The following is a 19,750-nucleotide window of genomic DNA, read 5'->3' on the forward strand; positions in this document are numbered from 1 at the left end:
TGTGCGGGCGAGGTCGCTTCCCGGTGGTGCATCACGCCGTTGTCGTCGCGGGTCAGGTCGGTGTGGTCATGGGTCAGGTCGCTGTGGTCAGGTGAAGGATCAGGGGCAGAGTTACTACGGACAGGACTGTCTGCGCTCCGGTGATGGACGCCATCAGTTGCGAGTCGCCGCCCATACGTCTGGCGAGAATGTACGCCGAGGGCGCGGTGGGGACGGCGCAGATGAGCACGACGGCGGTCAGGGCTGCGGCGGTCAATCCCAGTGCACTTGCGAGGGCGGCGGCCGACAGGGGAAGGGCGACCAGTTTGATCGTCGACGCGATGGTGATGTCGAGGCCGTCGCGGAGCCGCACCCGAAGGGTGATCGCCGCCCCTGCCACGAGTGTGCCGGTGACAAGTGCGGGTTCTGCCAACATCTCCACCGGTACCGCAATCGCCGGGGGCAATCCGATGCCGGTGAGGTTCAGCGTCAGGCCCGCAACGCATCCCAGAATCAAGGGATTGGTGCCCAGGTGGCGCCACGTACTCGACATTGCAGCCGCGTGATTGCGGGCACCGTAGAACGACAGCGCGGTGACCGACACGACGTTGACCAACGGAACCATCACCGATGCCGCGAGTGCGAAGGCGGCTACTCCGCCGGTGCCTTCGAGCGCCGAGGCGAACGGGGGTTCCCCCTGACATGTGGACATCGTGAACACTGGGTCGTGAGGATCCAGAGGAAGAGATGTCACTGATGGTGATGAAGGCATACTCGGCGGAGTTCAAGGCCGATGCCGTCGCGCTGTACCTGTCCGATCCGAACCATACCTTCGACGGCATCGGCAAGGACCTGGGTGTCAGCCGGGAGACCCTGCGCAACTGGGTGCGCGCCGAACGTAAACGCACCGGCGCGCCCGCGGCCGGCCGCGGAGCCACGCGGCCGTCACGACCGTCCGGCGAGGTATCGTCCGAGTCCGTGCTGGGAGAAGAGAACAAGCAGCTCAGGGCCCAGATACGGAAGCTCGAGACCGAGCGGGAGATCCTGCGCAGGGCCGCGAAGTATTTCGCGGGCGAGACGAACTGGTGAGCCGCTTCCAGTTCGTCGACGACCACCGCGACACCGTGTCGGTGAAGTGGCTGTGCCGGATCCTCGAGGTGTCCCGCTCCGGTTTCTACCGGTGGCGGGCTTCGGCGCCGGCCCGCGCCGAACGCGCCCGCGCCGATCGGGAGTTGGCCGAGCGGATCGGCGTCATCCACGCCGATTCCGACGGCACCTACGGGTCCCCTCGGGTGACCGCCGAGCTGCGCGATGCCGGGTTCGAGGTGAACCACAAGCGGGTCGAGCGGGTGATGCGCGAGCACGGGATCGTCGGGGTGCATCTGCGTAAGACGGTGCGCACCACGGTGCCCGCTCCGGACGCGGCCGTGGTACCGGACCTGATCCGGCGGGACTTCACCGCGAGCGCACCGAACACCAGGTACGTCGGGGACATCACGTACTTGCCGATCGGCGACGGTCAGTTCCTTTATCTGGCAACGGTATTGGATCTGCACTCGAAGCGGTTGGCGGGGTGGTCGATCGCGGAGCACATGCGCACCGAGCTGGTCACCGAAGCGTTGCGGGCGGCCGCGTCGGTGCGTGGTCCTGTCGGGTTGGACGGCGCGATCTTCCACAGCGACAACGGGGCTCAATATGCGTCGACCGGGTTCGCCGAGGTGTGTCGTGAGCTGGGGGTGACCCGGTCGCGGGGTGCGGTCGGGACGTCGGCGGACAATGCGGCGGCGGAGTCGTTCAACGCGACGTTGAAACGGGAGACGCTGCAGGGACGGAAACGTTGGGCCAGCGCAGGCGAGGCACGTGCTCACGTGTTCCGCTGGGTCACGCGCTACAACACGAGACGAAGGCACTCCACTCTCGGTCAGATCTGTCCGATCGACTTCGAGCAGCAATCGGCTACGCTGGCCACTGCCGCATAGGAACTGGTGTCCACATCTCGGGGGAAACGCCCAACACCAGCCCGATGTAGGTGTTGATGCGGATGCTTCCTTGCACCAGCGACGTGAGCTGCGGTCCTTCGGCCCGTAGTGGTCGACGAAGGGCGACGAGCAACACGGACACAGCCAGGACCGGGATGGACAAACTGAGAAGCAACGGGACCGGCGATACCTCCCGCAACGGGGTCCGTGCGATCGATTCGACGAACAGCGCAGGCGTGAACACGTGGTAGCTCAGCCACTCCATCCCGCGCCAGAAGCCGGCGTCGGTGACGACACGGCGACGGAGGACTGCGCCCAGGGCGAGGATGAGAACGATGGGGAGAACGGCGGTGGTGACCAGGTGCACGCGACCACCGTGGTGCAATCGGTCAGTGCAGTTCAACCATGACAACATGACCGGTGCGCTGCTGGCCGCGGACCTCGTGAACCTCGGGGAGAGGAGCGTGTGGACCGTCCCGGAGGTCCAGGCCGTGTTTCGCGAGCACGTGATCCGGTGGTCGGATGTCGACAAGAGCGACGTGCCGGCGCTGCGTCGGTGGACGACCCGGCTCCGGGCGGTGTTCGTGGCGCCGGACGAGGAGCAACGCTGCCGGTCGATCAACGCCCTCCTGCTCGACGGGGTAGCCAGCGTGTATCTCACCACGCACGACAACCACCGTCCTCATCTGCATTTCACGCCGGACGAGAACGACCTCGTCGGGCGTGTGATGGCGGTCACCGCGGGTGGGCTCGCGATCTTCACCGTCGAGGCCGAGGGGGGTCGTCTGGGCGCGTGCGCGAACGCGGAATGCGTTCGAGTGTTCGTCGACACCAGCCGCAACGGCCGCCGGGCGTATTGCAGTGCCCGTTGCGGCAATGCGGACGCGGTACGCCGCCACCGAGCCAGGAAGTCCCACTGAGTGCCCGTGCACGACTGCATCGTCACGCAATCGATCAACGCAGTACAGGCCTTACACGCCAACTTTCGGGCCCGACGGGGAACGTCGGGCCGTCCTGGCGAACCTGTGGGGGCGAGGGGCAGCGAGGGTGGACGAACGATGCCGAGGTCCGCCGTTGCTCGAGTCCGGCTGCGCCCCTCAGTCGGTGTGGCCCGCGAGTTGCTCGGAGAGGGCGAACAGTTCGGGGGAGTACTTCGGCGCCATCACATGGTCGAGGAACACGAGCAGGGGAACCGCCAGTGTCCGTACCGCCCTGCTCAACAAGGGAGTCTCCTTCCGGTGCAGCGGGTTCGGCTCACCGGTAGACCAGGCCGCCGTCGATCAACCCGGACTGGCCGGTCATGTAGTCGGAGTCCGGGCCGGCCAGGTAGGAGACGTAGGCCGCGACGTCCTCCGGCGTCTGCGCGCGGCCGAGCGCGATGCCGCCGACGAACTTCTCGAACGTCGCTCCCTTCGGTGCCCCGGTCAATGCCGCGAAGCGTTCGTCGATGGTGACCCACATGTCGGTGCCGACGACGCCGGGACAGTAGGCATTGACGGTGATTCCGTCGGACGCGTATTCCTTGGCCGCGGCCTGGGTGAGCGCCCGCACGGCGAACTTGGTTGCGGAGTACACCCCGAGCATCGCGAAGCCCTCGTGGCCGGCGATCGAGGACGCATTGACGATCTTGCCGCCGTGCCCGCGCTCGCGGAACTTGGCGGCGGCGATCTGAATGCCCCAGAGGACGCCTTCGACGTTGACCGCCATGATCCGGGACACCTCCTCCGGTGTCACGTCGGCGATGGGGTTCACCTGTGCGATGCCGGCGTTGTTGACGATGATGTCGAACCCGCCCAGTTCGGTCTCCGTCCGGTCGACGGCGGCTCGGATCTGCTCGCGGTCGGTCACGTCCGCAACGACGGAGATCGCCTTCGAGCCGGCGGCCCGCACCTCGTCCTCGACCGCGGCGAGCTTGCCGCCGTCGACGTCGAGCAGTGCGATGTCCGCACCGTCCGTCGCCAGCCGCAGCGCGATCGCCCGTCCGATGCCCTGCCCGGCGCCGGTGACCAGCGCGACCTTGCCTTCGATGCTCATACCGGCTCCCGTCCATAGTGACCTGTGTCACTCGAAGGGAACCAGTGCGGCGGGGGGTGCTCAAGCGTTGCAATGCGCTGCATCGGGGGTGGCGCCCGCGCCGGTAGGGTCGGATCCGGCACGACGGACGGAGGAACCCATGAGCACGCTGCAGACCCTCGATCGTGGTCTGCGCGCGCTCGACATCATCTCCCGTTCGCCCGCCGGTATCACGGTCGCGGACCTCGCCAAGGAACTCGGGATCGCGCGGGCGATCTCCTACCGGATCGTCGCAACGCTCGAATCGCACTCGCTGGTGGTGCGGGCCGACGACGGCCGGATCCGGCTCGGCGCCGGTGCCGCCGTCCTTGCGTCGCGGTTCGTGCCCCAGTTTCAGCATGCGGCCGGTCCGGTGCTGCACGACCTGGCCGAGCGCACGCAGGCGACGGCTTTCGTGTCCGCCGCGCAGGGGGACGAGTGCATCGTCATCCTCGTCGCGGAGCCGGAAGGGGCGCTCCTGCACGTGGGATACCGGGTGGGCAACCGGCACCCGCTCGACCGCGGGGCGGCGGGGATCGCGATCCTCGCGCTGCGACCCGAGGACGCGCGGGACCCCGAAGCGGTGAAGCAGGCCCGGGCGCTCGGCTACAGCGTCACGCGCGGACAGCTCGAGCGCGGCGCCGTGGGTGTCGCCGCCGGGGTGCGCGCGCCGCGGGGGGCCGGCCTCGAGTGCAGCGTCGGGGTGGTGGCCATCGCCGGTCTCGACGTCGATGCCGCGGCCCTCGCGGTCGGTGACGCGGCGGCACGGCTGAGCGCTCTGCTCACCGACTGACACTCCCATCGTCGTTCACCCGGACGTCGGCCCGGGATGGACGGAACTGTGGTCGGCGCCGAGAAGGCAAAGGCAAGAAGGTCATCGGCTCCTTGCCACTTTCAACATATAGCGCGCGGGGGGCCTTGCCGCAAGACCCCGGTGGTGCTGCAGAATCGCCAGCCGAAGCCGGAACCTGCGGAAACGGGAGATTCGCGAGGTGGGCGTCCAACCGCCGGTAGGACTCGGGTGGTTGCGGGCACCCGGCGCCCGGGTGCGGGTGTGCGGGCCCGCCGGACTGTGTGGAGCAGCCGGCCGAAATACAACGTTGTCGAACGGGGGATTTTTCATGATCGATGTGATCGTTACCGGCGGCGGGCCGACCGGTTTGATGCTGGCCGCCGAGTTGCGGCTGCACGGCGTGCACACGCTCGTGCTCGAGAAGGCGACGGAGCCGACCGCGCAGTCCCGCGGACAGGGCCTGCACGCGCGCAGCGTCGAGATGATGGACCAACGCGGCCTGCTGGACCGGTTTCTCGCGGTCAGTGAGAAGTTCCGGGTCGGCGGTCTCTTCGGCGGCATCATGAAGCCGTGGCCGGACCGGGTGGACACGGCGCACCCGTACGGCCTCGCCACTCCGCAGCCGGTCACCGAACGGCTGCTCAACGAGCACGCCCTCGAACTCGGCGCCGAGATCCGGCGCGGCTGCGAACTGGTCGGGCTGAGCCAGGACGACCACGGGGTGAGCGCCGAGCTGGCCGACGGTACCCGGCTGCGCTCGCGCTACCTCGTCGGCTGCGACGGCGGCCGCAGCACGGTGCGCAAGCTGCTCGGCGTCGGTTTCCCCGGCGAGCCCAGCAAGGTCGAGACGCTGCTCGGTGAGATGGAGCTGACCGAGGACCCGGCGACGGTGGCCGCCGTGGTCGCGGAAGTCCACAAGACCCATCTGCGGTTCGGCGCCGTACCCCTCGGGGACGGGGCGTACCGCGTCATCGTGCCCGCCGACGGGGTGGCCGAGGACCGGGCGGCCGCACCGACCCTCGACGAGTTCACCCAGCAGCTGCGGGCGATCGCCGGCACCGACTTCGGCGCGCACTCGCCGCGCTGGCTCTCCCGGTTCGGCGACGCCACCCGGCAGGCCGAGCGCTACCGGGTCGGGCGGGTGCTGCTGGCGGGCGACGCGGCACACATCCATCCGCCGACCGGCGGGCAGGGACTCAACCTCGGCATCCAGGACGCGTTCAACCTCGGCTGGAAACTGGCCGCCGAAGTGGGCGGCTGGGCTCCGGAGGGACTGCTGGACAGCTACCACGCCGAACGGCACCCGGTGGGCGCCCGCGTGCTCGAGAACACCCGCGCGCAGATCACGCTGATGGGAACCGATCCGGGTGTGATCGCGCTGCGGGAACTGCTCTCGAAGCTGATGGACTTCGAGGAGGTGAACCGGTACGTCACCGAGATGATCACCGCGGTCGGGGTCCGCTACGACTTCGGCGAGGGCCACGACCTGCTCGGCCGGCGGATGCGGGACGTGGGGCTGAAGCAGGGTCGCCTCTACGAACTGATGCACGGCGGCCGCGGACTGCTCCTCGACCAGACCGGACGGCATTCCGTGGCGGGCTGGGCCGACCGGGTCGACCACGTCGTCGACGTCAGCGAGGAACTGGACGTGCCCGCGGTGCTGCTGCGGCCCGACGGCCACGTGGCGTGGGCCGGTGACGATCAACAGGATCTGCTCGGCCGGCTGACCCAGTGGTTCGGCGCTGCCGCCGGCTGAGCGCGCGGAGGTGCTCGAAGGGGCAGGACCTGCCTCGGGTACCGGCTCGTGACGTCCGGTCCTGATGCTCGGTGGCGGCGGCCGCGCGGGTGCCGGGGAGTCCTGCGGACGTGGGCCCGGATGCTGTGACCGCGGATCCCGCTTGACCTCTTCTGTGATGCCGCTTACTCTGCTGCATGTCCGTATATAGGACGAAACTGTTCGATAAAAGTAACAGTGCTGTTGGAGAGGTTTTCGGTGTCAGCATGAGTGCATCAGTTCCGGCGTCGGCGCCGGCGTGTCCCGTCGACCACGCGGCCCTGGCGGGCGGCTGCCCGGTGTCGGCGAACGCCGCGGCGTTCGATCCGTTCGGTTCCGCGTACCAGACCGATCCGGCCGAGTCGCTGCGCTGGTCCCGCGACGAGGAGCCGGTGTTCTACAGCCCCGAACTCGGCTACTGGGTCGTCACCCGGTACGAGGATGTGAAGGCGGTGTTCCGCGACAACATCCTGTTCTCGCCGGCGATCGCGCTGGAGAAGATCACTCCCGTCTCGGCGGAGGCCACCGCCACCCTCGCCCGGTACGACTACGCCATGGCCCGGACCCTCGTGAACGAGGACGAGCCCGCCCACATGCCGCGCCGCCGCGCGCTCATGGATCCGTTCACCCCGAAGGAACTGGCGCACCACGAGGCGATGGTGCGACGGCTCACGCGCGAATACGTCGACCGCTTCGTCGAATCCGGCAAGGCCGACCTGGTGGACGAGATGCTGTGGGAGGTTCCGCTCACCGTCGCCCTGCACTTCCTCGGCGTGCCGGAGGAGGACATGGCGACGATGCGCAAGTACTCGATCGCGCACACCGTGAACACCTGGGGCCGCCCCGCGCCCGAGGAGCAGGTGGCCGTCGCCGAGGCGGTCGGCAGGTTCTGGCAGTACGCGGGCACGGTGCTCGAGAAGATGCGGCAGGACCCGTCGGGACACGGCTGGATGCCCTACGGGATCCGCAAGCAGCGGGAGATGCCGGACGTCGTCACCGACTCCTACCTGCACTCGATGATGATGGCCGGCATCGTCGCCGCGCACGAGACCACGGCCAACGCGTCCGCGAACGCGTTCAAGCTGCTGCTCGAGAACCGCGCGGTGTGGGAGGAGATCTGCGCGGATCCGTCGCTGATCCCCAACGCCGTCGAGGAGTGCCTGCGCCACTCCGGGTCCGTGGCGGCGTGGCGACGGGTGGCCACCGCCGACACCCGCATCGGCGACGTCGACATCCCCGCCGGCGCCAAGCTGCTCGTCGTCAACGCGTCCGCCAACCACGACGAGCGCCACTTCGAGCGCCCCGACGAGTTCGACATCCGGCGCCCGAACTCGAGCGACCATCTCACCTTCGGGTACGGCAGCCACCAGTGCATGGGCAAGAACCTGGCCCGCATGGAGATGCAGATCTTCCTCGAGGAACTCACCACGCGGCTTCCCCACATGGAACTCGTACCCGATCAGGAGTTCACCTACCTGCCGAATACGTCCTTCCGCGGACCCGACCACGTGTGGGTGCAGTGGGATCCGCAGGCGAATCCCGAGCGCACCGATCCTGCTGTGCTGCAACGGCATCAACCGGTCACCATCGGAGAACCCGCCGCCCGGGCGGTGTCCCGCACCGTCACCGTCGAGCGCCTGGACCGGATCGCCGACGACGTGCTGCGCCTCGTCCTGCGCGACGCCGGCGGAAAGACATTGCCCACGTGGACTCCCGGCGCCCATATCGACCTCGACCTCGGCGCGCTGTCGCGCCAGTACTCCCTGTGCGGCGCGCCCGATGCGCCGAGCTACGAGATCGCCGTGCACCTGGATCCCGAGAGCCGCGGCGGTTCGCGCTACATCCACGAACAGCTCGAGGTGGGAAGCCCGCTCCGGATGCGCGGCCCTCGGAACCATTTCGCGCTCGACCCCGGCGCCGAGCACTACGTGTTCGTCGCCGGCGGCATCGGCATCACCCCAGTCCTGGCCATGGCCGACCACGCCCGCGCCCGGGGGTGGAGCTACGAACTGCACTACTGCGGCCGAAACCGTTCCGGCATGGCCTATCTCGAGCGTGTCGCCGGGCACGGTGACCGGGCCGCCCTGCACGTGTCCGAGGAAGGCACCCGGATCGACCTCGCCGCCCTCCTCGCCGAGCCCGCCCCCGGCGTCCAGATCTACGCGTGTGGGCCCGGGCGGCTGCTCGCCGGACTCGAGGACGCGAGCCGGAACTGGCCCGACGGGGCGCTGCACGTCGAGCACTTCACCTCGTCCCTCGCGGCGCTCGATCCGGACGTCGAGCACGCCTTCGACCTCGAACTGCGCGACTCGGGGCTGACCGTGCGGGTCGAGCCCACCCAGACCGTCCTCGACGCGTTGCGCGCCAACAACATCGACGTGCCCAGCGACTGCGAGGAAGGCCTCTGCGGCTCGTGCGAGGTCGCCGTCCTCGACGGCGAGGTCGACCATCGCGACACGGTGCTGACCAAGGCCGAGCGGGCGGCGAACCGGCAGATGATGACCTGCTGCTCGCGTGCCTGTGGCGACCGGCTGGCCCTGCGACTCTGAATCACCGACCTTCGAAAGGATCCGTCATGGGATCTACGCTCGACCCGATCGCCGTGCGCACCGCGCCCACCGCGCCGGACGTGCCACGCAGCAGCTTCAAACGGGTCCTCACCGGAAGCATGGCCGGTGCCGTGCTCGAGTGGTACGACTTCGCGATCTACGGCATTCTCGCCGCCACCGTCCTCGGCCCGCTGTTCTTCCCCGGATCCGACGGCATCACCAAGTTGCTTCTCGCCCTTGCGACCCAGGGCCTCGGCTTCATCGCCCGGCCGCTCGGCGGCATCGTCTTCGGCCATCTCGGCGACCGGTTCGGCCGCAAGCCGATGCTCGTGATCACCTTCGTGATGCTGGGCACCGCCACCGCGTCGATCGGGCTGCTGCCGACCTACGAGCAGATCGGCATCTGGGCCACCGTCCTGCTCGTCGCGCTGCGCATGATCCAGGGCTTCGCGCTCGGCGGTGAATTCGGCGCGGCCGTGCTGCTGGTGAGCGAGTACGGCGAGCCGAAGCGCCGCGGCTTCTGGGCGTCCTGGCCGCAGGCGGGCGCACCGTCGGGCACCGTGCTTGCCGCCGTGGTCGTCTCGGCCCTGGTGTTCCTGCTCCCGGCCGACTCGTTCGACGCGTGGGGCTGGCGGATCGCGTTCCTGTTCGCGATTCCGCTCCTGATCATCGGCTTCTGGATCCGGCACGGCGTCGAGGAGTCCCCGGTGTTCCGGGCGGCGCAGGCCTCCGCGGCCGGCCGCACCGAGTCCCGGTCGAGCATCGTCGAAGCGCTGTCCCGTCCGCGCCCGGTGCTGCTCGGCATCGGCATGCGGCTCGGCGAGAACATCGCCTTCTACGTCTACACCGTCTTCGTCATCGCGTACGCCACCACCTACCACGGCTTCGCGCGGGGCGAGGTGATACTGGCCGTGACCTTCGCGTCGGTGTTCCAGTTCGTCGGCATGATCGGTGGCGGCCGGTGGTCCGACCGGGTCGGCCGCCGCATCGCGATGCTGGTGCCCGCCGTGGTGCTCGTGGTGTGGGCGCCCGTCTTCTTCTGGCTCGTGCAGATGCAGAGCGTGCCGCTGCTGTGGGTGGGTGTGTGCGTCGGTGCCTTCTTCCACGGTGCTCTCGCCGGCCCGGAGGCGGCCTGGATCACCGAACTGTTCCCGACCCGCTACCGGTACGCCGGCTCGTCGCTCGTGTTCCAGGGGTCGTCCATCATCGCCGGCGCGCCCGCGCCCTTCATCGCCGTCTGGCTCATCGACCGCTTCGGCGTCGGGACCGTCATCGCGTACCTGGTGGTGACCATGATGATCACCGTCGTCGCGGTGCTGAGCAGCCGCGAGACCAAGGGCATCGATCTCGACCGCATCGAGTGACCGGACACCGTTGCCGGGCGGCCGTGACGCCGCCCGGCAACGGCCGTCCCGGTTACCCCGTCCGGACGGCCGTCCCGCGGTACGGTCGGACCGGAGGTGATCGACATGGAAGAGATCGCAAAGATCGTCGGTATTGCTTTCGTCTACATCGTCGTCGCAGAGGTGATCATCGGTACGCTCGCCCTGCTGATCATTTCGACGATCAGTCCGCACTTTCTGCAGCGCAAGCCGAAGTACGGCGCGACCGGACCCCGTTACGGGTCCACTAGCCCCAGCCCAGCTCGTGCAGCCGAGCATCCTCGATTCCGAAGTAGTGAGCGATCTCGTGAATGACCGTCACCGCGACCTCGTGCACCACGTCGTCGTCGGAGTCGCAGATGTCGAGGATGGCGTCGCGATAGATGGTCACGGTGTCCGGTAGCGCACCCGCATAGTGGCTGTCGCGCTCGGTGAGCGCGATCCCGTGGTAGAGCCCGAGCAGATCGGGCTCTTCCTCGTTTCTGGGCTCGACCAGCACCACCACGTTGTCGATGGCCCGCGCGAGTTCCGGTGGGATCAGATCCAGGGCCTCTCCGACGAGCTCGTCGAACCGCTCGTCGCCCATCCGTGCGGCCACCTCAGGCGCCCGGAACGGGCGCCGCCCCCGGCAGCGGGGTCGGCAGCGAGCGGCCCTCGGGCGCGGCGGGCGGCGGCACCGGCGGCTGGCCGTCGATGAGGATGTCGCCCGCGGCCGTGCCGGTGACCGACGCGAATCCGCCGCCCTCGACCTGCTTGCCCACCGAACAGTTGACCTTGCGGCTGCCCGCCAGCCAACTGTCGAAGTCCAGGTTGTCCCAGAACAGTGTGAGGGTCTTGTTGCGCAGCGCGTCGGGGCTGCCCAGGTAGGCGTTGGCGTTCTCGGTGCACGTCCCCTCGAGGTACTTGTCCTGGTCCTCGACACTCGGCAGACCGCCGGGGAACTGGCCGGACAGGTCCACCACGGAGATCACCTCGAAGGCGTGCGGCTGGGCGCAGTCCACCGGGTCCGCCGGCACCCCGTTGTTGATGCCGATGCACGTGCCCACGTCCCAGACCTTGGACTGGTCCTGGTCGGCGACCGTGCCCTTGATCGGCAGCAGGTTGCCTGTGGTGGAGGAGAACTGCAGGCCGCAGCGCAGCGTCCGCTCACCGGCCGCCCAGCCCGCCTCACCGGGGTTGATCAGGCCCACGCTGAACTTGCCGTGCGGGTCGAACCGGCCGTCGAGGTAGTTCATCGCGGCAGGTGCGCACAGTTCGTCGCGCAGTTCGGTGAAACGCAGCACCGACGGGAAGCGCGACCCGGGACCCCACTCGGCCCCCGGGTAGACGCTCAGGTCGATGTCCTTCACCACCTCGAACAGGTGCGACTCGGCGCAGTCCACCTTCGCGAGGTCGCTCGCATCGATCTCCGTCCAGGTCAGGCAGTCGCCTGCGACGGCTGTGCCGAAGGCCTCGCCGGCCACGGCGCCGGTGGTGACGACGGCGCTCGTCGAACCGCCGGGCTCGTCGTCGGACCCGCCGAATCCCGCCACCACCGCGGTGACGAGCGCCGCGAGTACCGCGCCCGCCGCAACCAGCATCAAGGCGCGACGGGTCAGCTTCGCGGACGGGGCGCCCCGGACCCGCGACGCGGACGGTGTCGTCCGATCGGACTGCTGCTCACTCTCCTCGGCCATCACCGTCCATCATGCCTGTGCGCGGCGCCCCGGGTAACTTCGGTGCACATGACGGAGCCCATCGATCCCGAAGTCCAGGAGATCGCGCAGCGCCTGTTCGACGCCGCCCGCGCCGGGCACGTCGAGACGCTCGCCGCCTACGTCGACGCCGGGGTGCCGGTGAACCTGTGCAACGAGAAGGGCGACACCCTGCTGATGCTGGCGTCCTACCACGGTCACGCCGACGCGGTGCGGACCCTGATCGAACGGGGCGCCGACGTCGACCGGCTCAACGACCGCGGGCAGTCGCCGATCGCCGGCGCCGTGTTCAAAGGGGCGATCGACGTCGTGCGGGTGCTCACCGACGCCGGAGCCGACCCCTACGCCGGACATCCGAACGCCGTGGACTCGGCGAGGATGTTCCAACGCGAGGACTGCCTGCAACTGTGGGCACAGTAGGTCGGAATCGGCCGTAGACGGCGCCGAGTAGGCTGTGACCTCGTGATCGACCTCAAGTTCCTCCGCGAGAACCCCGACGCCGTCCGTGCCTCGCAGCGCACCCGAGGCGAGGACCCCGGTCTCGTCGACGCGCTGCTCGAGGCCGACGCGGCCCGCCGTGCCGCGGTGCTGGCCGGCGACAACATCCGCGCCGAGCAGAAGGCGCTGGGCAAGAAGGTCGGGCAGGCGTCCCCGGAGGAACGGCCCGCGCTGCTCGACGGTGCGAAGGAACTCGCCGCGAAGGTCAAGAAGCTCGAGGCCGAGCAGCAGGCCGCCGAGGAGGCGCTCGGGCGCGCGCACCTGGCGATCTCCAACATCGTGCAGGAGGGCGCCCCCGCCGGCGGGGAGGACGACTTCGTCACCCTCGAGACCGTCGGTGAGCTGCCCACCTTCGACTTCGAGCCGAAGGACCATCTGACCCTCGGCGAATCGCTCGGACTGATCGACATGGAGCGCGGCGCGAAGGTCTCCGGCGCCCGGTTCTACTTCCTCACCGGTTACGGCGCGCTGCTGCAGCTCGGCATGCTGCAGCTCGCCGCCCAGCGGGCCGTCGCCAACGGCTTCCAGATGATGATCCCCCCGGTGCTCGTGCGGCCGGAGATCATGCAGGGCACCGGCTTTCTCGGCGCCCACGCCGACGAGATCTACCACCTCGCCGACGACGACCTGTACCTCGTCGGCACGTCGGAGGTGCCGCTCGCCGGCTACCACTCCGGCGAGATCCTCGACCTGTCGGGCGGTCCGAAGCGGTACGCGGGCTGGTCGTCGTGCTTCCGCCGCGAGGCCGGCAGCTACGGCAAGGACACCCGCGGCATCATCCGGGTCCACCAGTTCGACAAGGTGGAGATGTTCGTCTACTGCAAGCCCGAGGACGCCACCGCCGAACACCAGCGGTTGCTCGCGTGGGAGCGCGACATGCTCGCCGCGATCGAGGTGCCGTACCGGGTCATCGACGTCGCGGGCGGTGACCTCGGCTCGTCGGCGGCCCGCAAGTTCGACTGCGAGGCGTGGGTGCCCACGCAGGAGCGCTACCGGGAACTGACCTCCACGTCGAACTGCACCACCTTCCAGGCTCGTCGCCTCGGCGTGCGCTACCGCGACGAGAACGGCAAGCCGCAGATCGCCGCCACCCTCAACGGCACGCTCGCCACCACCCGCTGGCTCGTCGCGATCCTCGAGAACCACCAGCAGGCCGACGGGTCCGTGCGCGTTCCGTCGGCGCTCGTGCCGTTCGTCGGGCGTGAGGTGCTCGAACCGCCGGCCTGAGGCGTTCCGCCGCGTGGGGTGGCGGCCGAATGTCATATGGGTTCGCTCGGATCGAACGCATGTGACATTCGGTCACCCCGCCCGGGAGGGCCGACGCCCTCAGCTACCCGGGTCGCAGCCGACGGCCACGTACGCGTGCAGGCCGTCGGGGTCGTCGCGCAGCAGATACTCGTAGTCGCTGGTGGCCATCACGGCGTCGTTCGCGTCGCGGAACGACCAGCGCACCCGGGCCCGCACGATCTTGTCGGTGACCGGGGAGAGGTCGAGCAACTCGTGCCCCACACCGGCGAGGCCGTGCTTCCGGTAGGTCTCGTTGCTCTGCGTGAGCGCCTCGGTGATCTCCTTCCGGTTCGCCAGCGATCCGGCGAACGAATCCGTCAGGATCGTGCCCGGTTCACCCCACAGCGCGGCCGATGCCTCGGCGTCGAACCCGGCGAGCGCCTCTCCGTACAGGGTGAAGAAGCGGTCCAGTGCGATGCGTTCCACGCTCATGCACTTCAGTGTGCGGGTCCGGCGACGGTTGTCAGCGCAGAATCAGGCAGGTGGTCGACGCGGTCGCGAGCAACCGGTCGTTCTCGTCGCGGGCCTCGCCGCGGGCGGTGGCGGTGCGACGGCCGCTGTACTCGCAGATGCCGTGCACGCGGACGACGCCGTTGCCGGCCTGGACCGGCCGCAGATACCGCACCTGCAGGTCCAGGGTCGTGTATCCGACACCGGCCTCGAGCGTGCTCGACACGCTGAACCCCATCGCGGTGTCGAACATCGTCGCGATCACGCCGCCGTGCACGCTGCCCACCGCGTTGGCGTGGAACTCCTGCGGTTCCATGCTCACCTCCACCCAGCCCTCGCGGGCGTCGGTCACCCGGAAGCCGAGCGTGCGCGACGTCGGATGGTGCGGGATGGAGCCGTCGATCAGGCCGCGCAGGAAGTCGAGGCCCTGCATGTCGCGGTTCGCGGCGGACGTCGGGGCGGGGTCGTCCCACGTGTAGGTGCGCTGGCGTTCGGTCACCCGCCGACCGTATCGCGCGGTGACAAACCCGTCCGCGCGTGCCACCCTGGAGCCATGCGCCACCGATGTTGATCCGGCTCCGCCTCTTCCCTGACCGTTCGTGTGGTGGCGTACGCGGCCACCCGCGAACTCGTGCCGCTCTACGGTCTGTACGCCCTGCTGTTCGAGGACCACGGCCTCGGTACGGGCGAGATCTCGTCGCTCTTCGTGCTGTGGTCCGTCGTGGCGTTCGTCGCGGAGGTGCCGTCGGGCGCGTGGGCCGACACGGTGTCCCGCCGGGGCCTGTTGCTGCTCAGCGCGGTCCTGTTCACCGCGGGCTTCGCCCTGTGGCTGCTGTTCCCGGGCTACTGGGGGTTCGCGGCGGGCTTCGTGGCGTGGGGGATCAGCGAGTCGCTGAAGTCCGGGACGTTCGAGGCCCTGGTGTACGACGAACTGTCCGCACGCGGGGCGGCGCACCGGTATCCGGCGGTACTGGGCTACGCGAACGCCGGCGAGACGCTGTGCGTCCTCGTCGCGACGCTGTCGGCCGCGCCGCTGTTCGCGGTGGGCGGCTACGCGACGGTGGGGTGGTTGTCGGTGGCGATCACCGTCGGCAACGGGTTGCTCGTCCTCACCCTGCCGGCCGCCCCCCGTCACGCCTCGGCGGACGAGACAGGCGCCGTTCCAGGCGCTTTCGTGACCCGCTACCTGGCGGTGCTGCACGCCGGGACGAGCGAGGCGCGACGCAACGCCGTGGTGCGCCGCGCGGTGCTGCTCGCGGCGCTGCTGTCGGCGTGCCTCGCGTTCGAGGAGTACTTCGCGTTGCTGGCGCGCGAGGGTGGCTCGAGCACGTCCGCGGCGCCGGTGCTGGTGGCGATCACCGTTGCGGGACAGGTGCTCGGCGCCGCGACGGCCGGCCGTACCGCGGCAATGACCGGTCGCGCCATGGGGGCGGTGATCGCCGCCGGGGGTGTGCTGCTGGCGGCGGGTGCCGCGCTCGGCGGCGCGGCGGGATTCGTGGCGATCGGCATCGGCTACGGCGCCCTGCACAACGCGATGATCGTCGCCGAGGCGCGGATGCAGGACGCGATGAGCGGGACCGCCCGCGCGACCGTGACGTCGGTGTCGGGCCTCGTCGGCGAGGTCGCGTCGGTGGCGGTCTACGCCGGCTTCGCGCTCGGAACGGTCTGGCTGCCGCTGGCGGCGGTGCTCGCCGCGTGGGCGGTGCCCCTGCTCGGCCTGGCCGTCGCGGCGGTGCGGTGGCTGCCGCCGTCTCAGTCCCCTCTTAATTCGCCGGACTAACGTCCTCCGCCATGCGTGCTCGTCTCGTCCCCGCCCTGTTCGTCGCCGCCGGTCTCGGCCTGATCGGTACCGGTTCCGCCTTCGCGTACGCCGACGCGCCCGCCGTCGCGACGACGGCCGACGCACCGCCCGCCGCGACCGGCGACCCGCTCTCCGGCACCCGCAACAACCTGCGGCAGGCCGGGTTGCCGCTCGCGCTTCTCGGCGGTGGGGTCGGGCAGCTCACCGACGGCAGCCGCCAGCTCGACGACGGCGCTCACCAGCTCGCCGACGGGCTCGCGCAGGCCAGCGCGGGTGGGCAGCAGCTCGCCGACGGGCTCGGTCAGCTCCAGGGCGGGGTGGGCCTGCTCGGCGACGGTGCGACCCAGGTCAGCGGTGGCGTCGACCAGGTCGTCGACCGGCTCACCGGCTTCGGGGAGATGCAGGCGGGCGTGACCGAGCAGCTGACCGTCGTCGCCGGCACCCTGCGGCAGTCGCCCGACCCGGTGTCCCAGGAGGCCGCCGCCCGGCTCGACGGGCTCGTCGGACGGCTGAACACCGAGGGGCTCGGCCCGGAGACGCTCGCGCAGCTCGAGCAGCTGCGCGGCGGCGCGCGGCAGCTCGCCTACGAATTGAGCGACCCGGACGCGCAGTTCGTCGCCGGCATGGTGCAGGCCGCCGACGGCTCGCGGCAGCTACGCGACGGGCTGATGCTCCTCGACGACGGCGGCCGGCAGCTCGTCGACGGCACCGGACAGCTCGTGGACGGCGTCGGCCCGGTCACCGGGGTGATCGAGGGAGTCTCGGACAACGTGCGGGAAGCGACGGCCGCGCTGCCGAAGTCGCCGGCCCCGGCGTCGTCGGGCGACGTCGCGGCGGCGGTGGAGACGACCGCCGAGCGGCAGTGGTGGCCGTATGCCCTCGTCGCGCTGGGGGCGCTGGTGCTCGCCGTGCCGGCACTGTTGCCGAACGTGCTGCGGCCGAATGTCACACGCGTTCGATCGAACTGAACCCATGTGACATTCGGCCACACCCACGCGACGGGGGGTCAGAGCTTGCGGGAGCGCAGCTCGTGACCGCGGGAGGTCTTGCAGCGGCCGGTCACGAGGTCCCACTGCCAGCCGTGCAGGTTGCAGGTGAGGCTGGTGCCCTCGACGACACCGAACTTCGACAGGTCGGCCTTCAGGTGCGGGCAGCGGCGCTGGATCTCGAACCCGCCCAGCTCGATCGACGCGGAATCGTCGTGGGCCTCCGCGAACCAGCCGTCCGCGTAGGCGATCCGCTCGTCGGTGAGGCACTTGAAGAACGTGTAGAGGAATTCGTTGTAGCCGCCCACACGCCACGCCTCGAAGCGGGTGGACAGGAAGATGGTGTTCACCCAGTCCGGCTCGTCGTCGCGCAGGACAGTGCGCACCAGCTCCGGCGCGATGCGGAAACCGTAGCGGTACTTGCCTTCTCCCTCGATGGGTTCGCGGACGACCCGCTTGGGGAAGTCCAGCACGACCGTCTCCTCGCCCATCACCAGGCCGACGGGGTAGCCGATGCCGTCGCAGATCAGATCGGACTGCGCCATGATCGGCTCGAACTTCGCCTTGAGCGGGCCGAGCAGCGGCTCGCCCTCGGCGGGGGCCCACGTCGCCTTCTCGGCCTCGAGCACCGGGGCCAGGCGCTGCGCCATCTCCTCGATGTACGCGGCCTTGTCGGTGAAGATCCGCTCGACGTCGGCGTCCGGGATCGGGTGGGTCAGCGTCATCGACGTGCTGCCGTGCACCTCGAGCACCGAACCGGGGATCATCAGCACGCCGCCGTCGTTGCCGTGGAGGCGCATCTGCTCGAGGAAGACCATCTGGTCGGGGAAGATGTTGCCCTCGTCGCCGTGGTCGTCGTTGAGGTGGCGCAGCGCCGGATCGAGGAACACCGGCGGCCCGGCCGACGGGACCACCCACGTCGCGCCGACCTGGTCGATGTAGCTGCGGCAGCGGTCCATGCCGCGCTGGCGCTTCTGCTTGCCGAAGTTCGCCTTGGTGCGCTTGGGGATGTCGTAGACCATCGGGTACCAGATCGCGCCCGAGTACTGCAGCAGGTGGACGTCGATCCGACCGAACGCCTCGAGCATCGAGTCCATCTCGACCGGGCGGGCGTCGTTCATGTTGAACACCGTGGTCTCGCCGTCCGAGACGACGAGGCCGGAGTCGCCGATCGGCCCGTCCGCGGGCGCGCGCAGGGCGATGATCATGACGTCGAGGTCGCCCTTGGGGCCGCTGACGGTGTGCTTGACGGAATCGGTCGTCTCGAGGAACTTCGTGAACCCGAGCTGCTCGAGGTCGCGGCGCAGGTCCGGGACCGGGAAGTCGGGCAGCAGCACCGTCGCGTCCTTGTTGACGTGCTTGCTCAGGTTCTCCGGGTCGAAGTGGTCCTTGTGCAGGTGCGAGACGTACAGGTAGTCGACGTCGCCGAGCTTGTCCCAGTCCAACTGCGTGTTGTCCGGGAAGGGGAACCACGACGCGAAGTACGCGGGGTTGACCCACGGATCGCACAGGATCGATCCCGCTGCGGTCTGAATGTGGAACCCGGCGTGTCCGACGCTGGTGATCTGCACTTCGTTGCCTCCTGACGTGCTGACCGACGTACCACCCAGCGTAGGGGGACGCCGGTGCGGCGCCGCGCCCAGGCGGTGAACCCGGGCCGGATACGGGCCTTTGATCCCGAATCGGGCGGGCGGCGGACATCGGGCGGAGCCCGCAGCCGCCGATCCGGCTACTCTGACCGACTGTGGAACCCTTCTACCGGACCGTCATCGGCCTCGCCCGGACCGTCTTCGCCGCGCAGGGACTGAAGTTCACCGTCACCGGCGCCGAGAACATCCCCTCCGTCGGTGGCGCCGTGATCGCCATGAACCACGTCGGCTACATGGACTTCACCTACGCGGGCCTGCCCGCCCGCACCTCCAAGCGCTACATCCGGTTCATGGCGAAGAAGGAGGTCTTCGACCACAGGATCTCCGGTCCCTTGATGCGGGCCATGAAGCACATCCCCGTCGACCGGGCCGACGGCGCCGACTCCTACCGCGCGGCGGTGGCGGCGCTGCGTGCGGGCGAGCTGGTCGGGGTCTTCCCCGAGGCCACGATCAGCCGCAGCTTCGAGATCAAGGGCTTCAAGACGGGTGCCGCGCGGATGGCGCTGGAGGCGGACGTGCCGATCATCCCCGTGGTGATGTGGGGGTCCCAGCGGGTGTGGACGAAGGGGCACCCCAAGCGCCTCGGCCGCACGAAGACGCCGATCTCGATCGCCGTCGGCGAACCCATCGCGCCGAACGCGTCGGCGTCGGAGCTGACCGCGGAGCTGCACGAGACGATGGAGCGCATGCTGCGGGAACTGCAGGGCAGCTACGTCCACGAAGCCGGTGCGTACTGGGTGCCCGCCCGGCTCGGCGGCACCGCGCCCACGCTCGCGGAGGCCACGGCGCTCGACGACGCCGACACCGCCGCGCGCAAGGCCCGCCGGGCGCAGAAGGATGTCGGCACCGACCGGTGACGACGACAGCCGCGGTGAGG

General features: G+C 69.6%; 20 protein-coding genes. 11 read left to right on the plus strand and 9 right to left on the minus strand.

All coding sequences use genetic code 11. The features are described from left to right. Positions 1-73 precede the first annotated feature (73 nt). Positions 74-691 (minus strand): AEC family transporter, encoded by a 618-nt coding sequence (locus HFP48_RS01335; protein ID WP_246872497.1) that lies wholly within the window; start codon positions 689-691, stop codon positions 74-76. 44 nt (positions 692-735) lie between these two features. On the opposite strand from HFP48_RS01335, the gene HFP48_RS01340 reads away from it, so the two are divergent. Further along, positions 736-1,958, plus strand: a protein-coding gene (locus tag HFP48_RS01340) for an IS3 family transposase (RefSeq protein ID WP_168580496.1) whose coding sequence is annotated in 2 segments (ribosomal slippage) — positions 736-1,048 and positions 1,048-1,958 — 1,224 coding nt in all. Because the reading frame shifts where the segments join, the coding sequence is not laid out codon by codon here. Here HFP48_RS01340 and HFP48_RS01345 read toward each other — a convergent pair. Next, entirely contained in the window at positions 1,936-2,325 is a 390-nt protein-coding gene (locus tag HFP48_RS01345; RefSeq protein ID WP_246872498.1) for a hypothetical protein, read from the minus strand. The genes HFP48_RS01340 and HFP48_RS01345 overlap by 23 nt on opposite strands. Positions 2,326-2,371: 46 nt before the next feature. Between HFP48_RS01345 and HFP48_RS01350 the strand changes: the two genes are divergently transcribed. Further along, positions 2,372-2,878, plus strand: a complete 507-nt coding sequence (locus HFP48_RS01350; RefSeq protein WP_246872499.1) for a CGNR zinc finger domain-containing protein — start codon at positions 2,372-2,374, stop codon at positions 2,876-2,878. Between the two features lie 177 nt (positions 2,879-3,055). On the opposite strand, the gene HFP48_RS32035 is transcribed toward HFP48_RS01350, so the two are convergent. Both HFP48_RS32035 and HFP48_RS01355 read right to left on the minus strand, forming a co-directional pair. Continuing rightward, positions 3,056-3,178, minus strand: a complete 123-nt coding sequence (locus HFP48_RS32035; RefSeq protein WP_006944548.1) for a hypothetical protein — start codon at positions 3,176-3,178, stop codon at positions 3,056-3,058. A gap of 34 nt (positions 3,179-3,212) precedes the next feature. Continuing rightward, on the minus strand, positions 3,213-3,992 hold the full coding sequence (locus tag HFP48_RS01355) for an acetoin reductase (RefSeq protein ID WP_006944547.1): 780 nt from the start codon (positions 3,990-3,992) through the stop codon (positions 3,213-3,215). Positions 3,993-4,131: 139 nt separating this feature from the next. On the opposite strand from HFP48_RS01355, the gene HFP48_RS01360 reads away from it, so the two are divergent. From HFP48_RS01360 to HFP48_RS01375, 4 genes are all read left to right on the plus strand, one after another. After that, a complete protein-coding gene (locus HFP48_RS01360) occupies positions 4,132-4,803 on the plus strand; it encodes a helix-turn-helix domain-containing protein (RefSeq protein ID WP_006944546.1) in 672 nt (223 codons plus the stop codon). A gap of 328 nt (positions 4,804-5,131) precedes the next feature. Next, positions 5,132-6,559 carry a rifampin monooxygenase gene (rox, locus tag HFP48_RS01365; RefSeq protein ID WP_168578902.1) on the plus strand — a complete coding sequence of 476 codons (1,428 nt, stop codon included), beginning with the start codon at positions 5,132-5,134 and terminating at the stop codon, positions 6,557-6,559. A 245-nt stretch (positions 6,560-6,804) separates the two neighbouring features. Next, entirely contained in the window at positions 6,805-9,126 is a 2,322-nt protein-coding gene (locus HFP48_RS01370) for a cytochrome P450/oxidoreductase (RefSeq protein WP_168578903.1), read from the plus strand. Between the two features lie 26 nt (positions 9,127-9,152). Further along, positions 9,153-10,490, plus strand: a complete 1,338-nt coding sequence (locus HFP48_RS01375) for an MFS transporter (protein ID WP_006944540.1) — start codon at positions 9,153-9,155, stop codon at positions 10,488-10,490. A 265-nt stretch (positions 10,491-10,755) separates the two neighbouring features. Here the strand turns inward: HFP48_RS01375 and HFP48_RS01380 are convergent, their stop codons facing one another. Then, positions 10,756-11,094 carry a metallopeptidase family protein gene (locus tag HFP48_RS01380; RefSeq protein WP_006944538.1) on the minus strand — a complete coding sequence of 113 codons (339 nt, stop codon included), beginning with the start codon at positions 11,092-11,094 and terminating at the stop codon, positions 10,756-10,758. Positions 11,095-11,107: 13 nt separating this feature from the next. Beyond that, positions 11,108-12,184 (minus strand): septum formation family protein, encoded by a 1,077-nt coding sequence (locus HFP48_RS01385; protein ID WP_006944536.1) that lies wholly within the window; start codon positions 12,182-12,184, stop codon positions 11,108-11,110. Between the two features lie 48 nt (positions 12,185-12,232). Here HFP48_RS01385 and HFP48_RS01390 point away from each other — a divergent pair, with 48 nt between their 5' ends. Both HFP48_RS01390 and serS read left to right on the plus strand, forming a co-directional pair. After that, positions 12,233-12,622, plus strand: a complete 390-nt coding sequence (locus tag HFP48_RS01390) for an ankyrin repeat domain-containing protein (protein WP_043798768.1) — start codon at positions 12,233-12,235, stop codon at positions 12,620-12,622. Positions 12,623-12,664: 42 nt separating this feature from the next. Next, complete coding sequence (serS, locus tag HFP48_RS01395; protein WP_029546990.1) at positions 12,665-13,927, plus strand: serine--tRNA ligase; 1,263 nt, start codon at positions 12,665-12,667, stop codon at positions 13,925-13,927. A gap of 99 nt (positions 13,928-14,026) precedes the next feature. Here serS and HFP48_RS01400 read toward each other — a convergent pair whose 3' ends face one another. Together HFP48_RS01400 and HFP48_RS01405 are read right to left on the minus strand one after the other, a co-directional pair. Next, positions 14,027-14,419: a hypothetical protein gene (locus HFP48_RS01400; RefSeq protein WP_006944530.1), complete on the minus strand. Its 393-nt coding sequence runs from the start codon at positions 14,417-14,419 to the stop codon at positions 14,027-14,029. A 31-nt stretch (positions 14,420-14,450) separates the two neighbouring features. Then, on the minus strand, positions 14,451-14,870 hold the full coding sequence (locus HFP48_RS01405; protein WP_202917463.1) for a PaaI family thioesterase: 420 nt from the start codon (positions 14,868-14,870) through the stop codon (positions 14,451-14,453). Between the two features lie 168 nt (positions 14,871-15,038). Between HFP48_RS01405 and HFP48_RS01410 the strand changes: the two genes are divergently transcribed. Both HFP48_RS01410 and HFP48_RS01415 read left to right on the plus strand, forming a co-directional pair. Beyond that, positions 15,039-16,217: an MFS transporter gene (locus HFP48_RS01410; protein WP_168578904.1), complete on the plus strand. Its 1,179-nt coding sequence runs from the start codon at positions 15,039-15,041 to the stop codon at positions 16,215-16,217. A gap of 11 nt (positions 16,218-16,228) precedes the next feature. Continuing rightward, entirely contained in the window at positions 16,229-17,206 is a 978-nt protein-coding gene (locus HFP48_RS01415; protein WP_168578905.1) for a hypothetical protein, read from the plus strand. A gap of 38 nt (positions 17,207-17,244) precedes the next feature. On the opposite strand, the gene HFP48_RS01420 is transcribed toward HFP48_RS01415, so the two are convergent. After that, on the minus strand, positions 17,245-18,795 hold the full coding sequence (locus HFP48_RS01420; RefSeq protein ID WP_006944523.1) for an MBL fold metallo-hydrolase: 1,551 nt from the start codon (positions 18,793-18,795) through the stop codon (positions 17,245-17,247). Between the two features lie 173 nt (positions 18,796-18,968). On the opposite strand from HFP48_RS01420, the gene HFP48_RS01425 reads away from it, so the two are divergent. Further along, positions 18,969-19,730 carry a lysophospholipid acyltransferase family protein gene (locus tag HFP48_RS01425; protein ID WP_168578906.1) on the plus strand — a complete coding sequence of 254 codons (762 nt, stop codon included), beginning with the start codon at positions 18,969-18,971 and terminating at the stop codon, positions 19,728-19,730. Positions 19,731-19,750: the final 20 nt, after the last annotated feature.

Source organism: Rhodococcus sp. DMU1, assembly GCF_012272955.1.
GTDB classification, from domain to species: Bacteria; Actinomycetota; Actinomycetes; order Mycobacteriales; family Mycobacteriaceae; genus Rhodococcus; species Rhodococcus aetherivorans.

Coding starts and splice junctions, on each gene's coding strand:
- HFP48_RS01335 (WP_246872497.1), bottom strand. CDS start 691: ATGTCCACATGTCAGGGGGAACCCCCGTTCGCCTCGGCGCTCGAAGGC.
- HFP48_RS01350 (WP_246872499.1), top strand. CDS start 2,372: ATGACCGGTGCGCTGCTGGCCGCGGACCTCGTGAACCTCGGGGAGAGG.
- HFP48_RS01355 (WP_006944547.1), bottom strand. CDS start 3,992: ATGAGCATCGAAGGCAAGGTCGCGCTGGTCACCGGCGCCGGGCAGGGC.
- HFP48_RS01360 (WP_006944546.1), top strand. CDS start 4,132: ATGAGCACGCTGCAGACCCTCGATCGTGGTCTGCGCGCGCTCGACATC.
- rox (WP_168578902.1), top strand. CDS start 5,132: ATGATCGATGTGATCGTTACCGGCGGCGGGCCGACCGGTTTGATGCTG.
- HFP48_RS01370 (WP_168578903.1), top strand. CDS start 6,805: ATGAGTGCATCAGTTCCGGCGTCGGCGCCGGCGTGTCCCGTCGACCAC.
- HFP48_RS01375 (WP_006944540.1), top strand. CDS start 9,153: ATGGGATCTACGCTCGACCCGATCGCCGTGCGCACCGCGCCCACCGCG.
- HFP48_RS01380 (WP_006944538.1), bottom strand. CDS start 11,094: ATGGGCGACGAGCGGTTCGACGAGCTCGTCGGAGAGGCCCTGGATCTG.
- HFP48_RS01385 (WP_006944536.1), bottom strand. CDS start 12,184: ATGGCCGAGGAGAGTGAGCAGCAGTCCGATCGGACGACACCGTCCGCG.
- HFP48_RS01390 (WP_043798768.1), top strand. CDS start 12,233: ATGACGGAGCCCATCGATCCCGAAGTCCAGGAGATCGCGCAGCGCCTG.
- HFP48_RS01400 (WP_006944530.1), bottom strand. CDS start 14,419: ATGAGCGTGGAACGCATCGCACTGGACCGCTTCTTCACCCTGTACGGA.
- HFP48_RS01405 (WP_202917463.1), bottom strand. CDS start 14,870: ATGCAGGGCCTCGACTTCCTGCGCGGCCTGATCGACGGCTCCATCCCG.
- HFP48_RS01415 (WP_168578905.1), top strand. CDS start 16,229: ATGCGTGCTCGTCTCGTCCCCGCCCTGTTCGTCGCCGCCGGTCTCGGC.